Raw genomic sequence first — 6,459 nt, forward strand, 5'->3', positions numbered from 1 at the left:
AATCAGATCGGGGCGCACCTGGCGCGCGGTAGTCGAGCGAGGGGCTGCGAGTGGCGCAGGATCAGATGCGGTGCGCGGTGGGTGAGCCAGGCGCTGGCCAGGCCGATGGCGGCCCCGGCGGCGACGTCGGTGGGGTAGTGCGCGCCGCTCTGCACGCGTTCGACGGCCACCATGGCGGTCGGCACCGTGCACAGCGCGCCGGCCAGCGGCCACGCCGGGGCGACGGCGGCGGTGAAGGCGACCGCGGCGGCGGTGTGCCCGGAGGGGAAGGAGGAGGAGTCGGGACGGTCCTCGACCTGGTCACGAGGAAACCACTCCTTCGGCGGCCGGGGCCGCTCGGCCAGCTGCTTGCACAGTCCGTTGGAGATCAGCTGGGCCATGGTCAGGGCGGCCAGACCGCACACCGCCGCCTTGCGGCCCCGCCACCCGCCCCGCCAGGACATCGCGGCGGCGGCGGCGCACCACAGCTTCGTGCCCTCCGCCGTTTCCTCGACCGCAGAGAGCACCTTGCCGACGCCCGGCGGGACGCGGGATGCCGCCTGTTCGCTCAGCGCCCGATCAGCGTCGCGCAGCCCTGCCAGCAGCCTCATGAGAGGCGGATATCCGCCTCGCACCCGCCCTACACCCCGTGCTCGGTGCACGCCGGTCACGTCTCGTCCAGGCGGCGCCGGTCCTCCTCGTCCCAGGTCCGGGTGTCGCGCGGCTGGGTGTACGGCTCGGCATCCGGCGGCAGGCCCCCGGCGATGGCCCGCTGGCGCACCGTCTCCGCGTCGAACTCCAGGCCCAGCAAGATCGCCAGGTTGGAGATCCACAGCCAGATGAGGAAGACGATGACACCGGCCATGGTGCCGTACGTCTTGTTGTAGGAGGCGAAGTTCGCCACGTAGAAGGCGAAGCCAGCCGAGGCGATCATCCAGATCACCAGGGCGAGGAAGCTGCCCGGCGTGATCCACCGAAACCCCTTCACCTTCGCGTTCGGGCTCGCCCAGTACAGGATCGCGATCATGACGGTGACCAGGACCACCAGCACCGGCCACTTCGCGATCGACCACACCGTCACCGCGGTGTCGCCGACTCCCAGTGCCGTCCCGGCCCGGCGGGCCAGGTCCCCGGTGAACACCACGATCAGCGCGCTGGCCACGGCCAGCACCATCAGCACGACGGTCAGCCCCAGCCGTACGGGAACGATCTTCCACACCGGTCGGCCCTCGGGCATGTCATAGACGACGTTCGCCGCGCGGATGAACGCGGCCACGTAGCCGGAGGCCGACCACACCGCCAGCACGATGCCGACGACCGCCATGATCGAGCCGATGCCGGCGTTGCCCTGCAGCTGCTCCACGGCCCTGGTAATGATGTCCCGGGCCGACCCGGGCGCCAGTTTCTGCAGGTTGGCCAGCACCGCGTCCGTCGCCGACTTGCCGGTGATGCCCAGAATCGACACCAGCACCAGCAGTGCCGGGAACAGCGACAGCACCCCGTAGTACGTCAGCGCCGCCGCGCGGTCGGTCAGCTCGTCGTCCTTGAACTCCCGCAGGGCGCCCTTGAACACGCCACCCCAGGCACGCCTGGGCAGCTTCCCCGGCGTGTCCGGGGCCGGCCGCTCCACCTCGGGCCCGGGCCCGACCTCGTCAGATGCCGGCCCTTGGTGCGCCTGCGCCTGGTCACCCCGATGCGCCTTACGTCCGGAAAGATGCAGTTTCGCCATACCTGGCGGATAACCCTCCACGCCCGCCTTACGCCACCAGAGCCGTCCCGCTTGCATCGGCAGGCGCAGCAGGACGTGATCAGGCCGCGTCGTGGTACCGCAGTGACCGGTCCGCGCTCCGTGGCTGGCGCGTTCGGCTCAGCACGTGGCACGGCATTTCCGACGGTGTGGCCGATGATCGATCGCTTATGCCGGCGGCCTTGAGGAGCGGCGCGGCAACGGGGTGGGGACTACATGCCGGCGGACGCGGAGCGGGCTTCGGTCGTGGGCGGGGAGGCGGTCGTGGACGAGGCCGCGGGACATCGTCGAGGGCGGAGTTGGGCGGCTGCCCGTGGTGGCCCTGGTCGTCGTGCGGGGAGGCTGCGGCGCCATCCTGGGCGGCATCCTCTCCGACGAAGGCCTGCTGCCCGGCGATTCGACGGAGCTGGCCTGGCAGACGCCGCCCGACCCCGGCGCTCCAGCCCATGGCAACGGCCACTGGTTCGTGGGAAGCACCGTCATCCGCAGCCGGTTCGACGCAGTCACGGCCTTCGACGTCGGATCGAGTCAGCGCCGCTGGGAGTACGCCGTGCCGGCCGCGACGAGATCTGCGCCGTGAGCAAGCAGGCCGACGACTCCGTGGCACCGCTCGCCCACGGCGAGGCACGGCGGGACAGAGGATGCGACACCGTCACTGCCCTCGACCTGACTAGCGGCCGGGAACTGTGGCATGCCCGCCGCGCCAGCGAGACCGGTGAGCCTGCCGCCAAGCCCGATCTCCTCGCCACCGGCGGGGGCCTTGCGGTCGTCCGTGACAGCGACATCCTGCGAGGCGATCATGCCGTGCGTACCTTCGATCTGCGCACCGGCGCTCCACGCTGGAAGGCCGCGGTCGCTCAAGGCTGTGTCCCGCACCGGGTTGCCGCCGCTGCGCGACAGGTCGTTGCCGTCCTTGTGTGCGACCAGGCCGAGTTGCGGCTTGCCGCCTTCGACTCAGCCGATGGCAAGGAGCGGTGGGCCGTCCCTCTCGACCGGCGTTCGATCGATGTGGGCGCCATGTGATGTTCACGTCCGCCCACCCGCTCGTCGTACGGGTCGTCGAGCCCGAGGCGAGCGGGCTGCGGGCCTACCTCGCCTTCAGCCCGGACGGCCGCCCCCAGGGGCGTGTCGATTTCGACAGCGATGCGGGGAAGATCGACAGTGCGACCAGTCGTCTCCTTCGACCTGTCGGATGGCCGCGAGCTGTGGCGCACGCTCCTGCACAATCAGGACGAGGCACTCGCCCTGAGCGCCGTAGGCCTCGACGCCGCCACCGGCGACGAGGAAGACCGACGCAGCTACGCGGAGGATGTCAACCGTCGAAGCCCGTCACCGACCTCTTCGTCCACGACAAGCTGGTCATCGCCGTGCAGTGGGGCGGGGGAGTCCGCCCCTTTGCGGCCTACCGCCCCTGGTGACGCAAAGCCGCGTGCATGCGGAGGACTGCCGGATGACGCATCCTCGAATGACGACCGGCTCGCACACACCACTGTGCGAGCCGGCCTGCTCGCCGGCCTGCTCCCTGTCGGGCCCCAGCCGCGGGCCCGTGGAGTGCCCCAACCACTCGGCGCTTCTGCCCGCGCGCCTGGCTTTCATTCACCCGTTTCGGCCTGGGAAGGCATGGTTTGAGGTGTAGCCCCGTGGGGCGGGCGGAAGCGTTGCCGCCTGCGGAGCCCCCCGAGTCGTGGACGGCGACGACGGGCTCCCGCCGCCTGCGGTTCCTCCCCCTTCCCGCAGGCGGCGCCCCCATGGCGGCGGTGCTCAGGCGGACGTGGTGGGGCGGGCGCCGGCGGGCAGTCCTCCCACGAGCCAAGTTTCCTGATCATGCAGGGGGGCGCCCCGCCCGAGTGGCCGAGGCCCGCCCCGGGCGCGGCGGCCTGGGGTGAGGGCGGACGCCCGGTGCCGGACAGGGGGCACGCGAGGGTTGCCGGATGACGAGCCGCAACACCAAGCCGGTCACCGCTACGGAGGCCCACCGTGCCATCACCGACCAGGGTGGCTGGGTCCGACACCTCCGCTCTGTGCTCGGCTGCAGCGCGACGACGGTTGGCAACGCCTCCGCCGGCCTCAGAGGCGCGGCCGTCCTCCTTCGGGGTCATCGAGCGGACCTCGTCGAGGACGAGGTTCTGCCGGGCGGTCGACTGGGGTGACTCGCCCGACGCCCCGTCCGTACGGAGGATCGGACCCCCTCTGCCATCAAACCCTGGCAGCGATCGCCACCCCGCACCTTCGCTGAGTGGCCTCCGCCCGGTGGCGTTCACTTCCGCGGGGCGGGTGCGGGAGCTGCTCCACGTGGATCAGCTCCCAGCCATGAGGAAGCTGACTGCAGTGAGTAGCGGCGGGGGAGTGGGGTCCCTGCCTCGCCGACGTGGCAGGGACCCCCGGCGTCCCGAGCCGTGGGGTCACGGGGCCGACTTGTGTGTACGGCACCGTAGTGGGCCGGGAGGCTGCGCGGGGCCGAACGCGGCGAACGGTGGCACGGATACGTTCAGGGGTGGGAGGCCTCGCCGGCTTGGTCGGGGACCGTCACGGCGATGCCGCCGTCCCTGGGCGCGAGAGTGAGCAGGCATGGCGCCGGCGCGCTGCCGGCGTTGATGACCAGCTCGCTTAGAGTTCGACGGAAGATTCTTCGCCCTGTGGCCACCCGCGAATCTCGGCCCGGAGCAAGGCTCGCCCGATGACACGGGGGCAGGGGATGCACGACGATCATCGTGCCATCACGGTCTTCACCACGGTCATCGCCGGCCCGGAGGGGAGAGCCGTGTGTCCTGCGGGTGGTCGCCAGCCGGGGCCGCGCGGCATGAGCTGCTACGACGCGTCCTGACTGTCATGCTGAGAGGTTGGAGAGCTCTGGGTTGCCTGGCTCTGTGCGGTTTCGTCTGATGGCCTTTGCGCCGGTCGGCGTATTCCCGACGAAACACGTAAACCTACCTCAATCACTCATGCTCCGCGTGAACCAGATGCTCTACCAGCCTAGGACGAAAACGGGCTCACTGGGTGCGAAGTCGAGCAGCGTTTACTCAGTCGCGAGGCTTGTCGTCGCGGACAATGATGCACAAGTGACTACAGAAGGAGAATTCCTTGTTAAGTGGGGTTCGAAGAGTTGCGGCCATACTGGTCGGTGTAGTGGTAGCCGGCGTCGCTTTGTCAGGGGTTGCTCATGCAAGTACCACGCAAAAATGCTCAGGATGGTACGCCCAAGGCGCTGTCTGGTTTAAAACCTGTGTTCTGTCGAGCGGGCAGTACGACCGCACAATGACACAGGTTTACAACAGTGGCGGTTCAGGGTGGACGGCTCACCTCACTTCCGGACTCATGGGTACCGGGAACTGGAATCAATACTGGGTGGGCGCTTACCCGAAGGGGCCATTGGCTTCCGGTGACCTTTGGGTGGGGCCCGGGAAATACGGAACGATTTATTCGAACTGGACCTACGATAATTCAGCCGACTACGAGTACTCCGCGGCAACTGTCTTCGTAAACGGCGGCGGGCAGTATGTTTCTGCTAGCTGGGGCTCTGGGCCAGTTTGATCCGGAACTGTTGCGCTTCCTCAGCGTGATTCCCCTCCATTAGCGGTTGAAGAAGCGCGGCTCGGGCGATGCCGTTCCCTGTTTGCGCCGGTGGCCGGCTGACCATGGGCCAGTCCCCGCTCAGCAGCATGGTGCGCGGATTGTGGATGCTGGACCGGGCCCGGACAGACGGTGTCGGTAAGAGTCGGCAACCGCCTTGTGCAATGCGGGAGCACGTAGGGCGAGCGACAGTGATGCCAGGTGTGGAACCGCGCGCAGCGCCGAAGCCCCTACAGCGGGATCCGTCCGGTACGGACGGGACGTAGTCCCACCGAAGGTCCCTTGTGCGCGCTCGAGTATCAGTTATCCGTCCACCTGCCGGCTCTCCATTTCAGGGGAAAGCCGGTCACACCTCTCGGCTCTGTTTCCACGAGCTTACCTAATGATCACGTGACTGAACCCTGGCGCGGCAGTCCTGCGGCCTCATGATATCTGTAGGCTTGAGCTGCGAGAACACCCATTTCCTCACTGAGCCCTTTTCATCCGGCCTCTGTTGGGGTGAAAAGGGATCAGTTAGACGGAGGGCGTGTTGGCGACATGGCGAGGCGCCCCGAAGGCTTGCCCCGTAAATGATCTTCGGGTGGCCTCAGGCACGGTTGCCCGCTGTGAGTCCCGTTGATCTATTCGGCGAGGGCGAGGTTGCGGATTTTCCGGGTGCTCGTCGGCTCACACCCCGGTAGTTCGGTCAACAGGTCCTCCATGCCGTCCTGGTAGTGCTGGTAGAGCTGCCCGGCCCGGCCGTGGAAGATCTTCTGGGCGAGCGTGTGGCGGCCCTCCTGGAGCACCTTGATCTGGCGCCGGTAGCCGGGCTCGTCGGCCAGGCGCAGGATGTGCAGCGTCTTGGCGATCCGCCCGTAGTGCTCGATCGCGTCCCCCAGCGGCGTCGGGCGGCCCTCGCACGACAGCATCCGGATCACGTCGTAGGCGCGGACGGCTCCGGTGTGGATCGAGCCGATGATCCGCAGGATGTCCTCCCAGTGCCGCGCGGTCGAAGCGCCACATCTTCTGGTCCGGCGGGTCCGCCAGCGGCGGCGCGTACGCGAACCCGGCGAGCGTGAGCAGGCCTAAAGAGGTCCTAACAAAGGCGTTGGACGTGTCGGTGGGTGATCAGGCAGGTGGCGAGGCCGAGGAAGGCTTCGTGGATGTCGTCGCGTCGTTCCCAG

4 protein-coding genes and 1 pseudogene are annotated in these 6,459 nt (G+C 68.5%); 2 read left to right on the top strand and 3 right to left on the bottom strand.

Annotated elements, in window-relative coordinates; all coding sequences use genetic code 11:
• Nucleotides 1–2: 2 nt before the first annotated feature.
• Both ACIGXE_RS09375 and ACIGXE_RS09380 read right to left on the bottom strand, forming a co-directional pair.
• On the bottom strand, nt 3–590 hold the full coding sequence (locus ACIGXE_RS09375; RefSeq protein ID WP_399745127.1) for a phosphatase PAP2 family protein: 588 nt from the start codon (nt 588–590) through the stop codon (nt 3–5).
• A gap of 56 nt (nt 591–646) precedes the next feature.
• The gene (locus ACIGXE_RS09380; RefSeq protein WP_399745192.1) at nt 647–1,708 is read right to left on the bottom strand and encodes a YihY/virulence factor BrkB family protein; all 1,062 of its coding nucleotides are present in this window, start codon (nt 1,706–1,708) and stop codon (nt 647–649) included.
• Nucleotides 1,709–2,042: 334 nt separating this feature from the next.
• Here ACIGXE_RS09380 and ACIGXE_RS09385 point away from each other — a divergent pair, with 334 nt between their 5' ends.
• Together ACIGXE_RS09385 and ACIGXE_RS09390 are read left to right on the top strand one after the other, a co-directional pair.
• Nucleotides 2,043–2,306, top strand: coding sequence for a hypothetical protein (locus ACIGXE_RS09385; protein WP_399745129.1), 264 nt, complete (start codon nt 2,043–2,045; stop codon nt 2,304–2,306).
• A complete protein-coding gene (locus tag ACIGXE_RS09390) occupies nt 2,303–2,749 on the top strand; it encodes a PQQ-binding-like beta-propeller repeat protein (RefSeq protein WP_399745130.1) in 447 nt (148 codons plus the stop codon). Before ACIGXE_RS09385 ends, ACIGXE_RS09390 begins: the two co-directional genes overlap by 4 nt.
• Nucleotides 2,750–5,973: 3,224 nt before the next feature.
• Here the strand turns inward: ACIGXE_RS09390 and ACIGXE_RS09395 are convergent.
• A pseudogene (locus tag ACIGXE_RS09395) lies at nt 5,974–6,397 on the bottom strand (Tn3 family transposase); the annotation flags it as partial.
• Nucleotides 6,398–6,459 lie beyond the last annotated feature (62 nt).

The organism is Streptomyces sp. NPDC053431, from assembly GCF_044544925.1.
Taxonomy (GTDB): domain Bacteria; phylum Actinomycetota; class Actinomycetes; order Streptomycetales; family Streptomycetaceae; genus Streptomyces.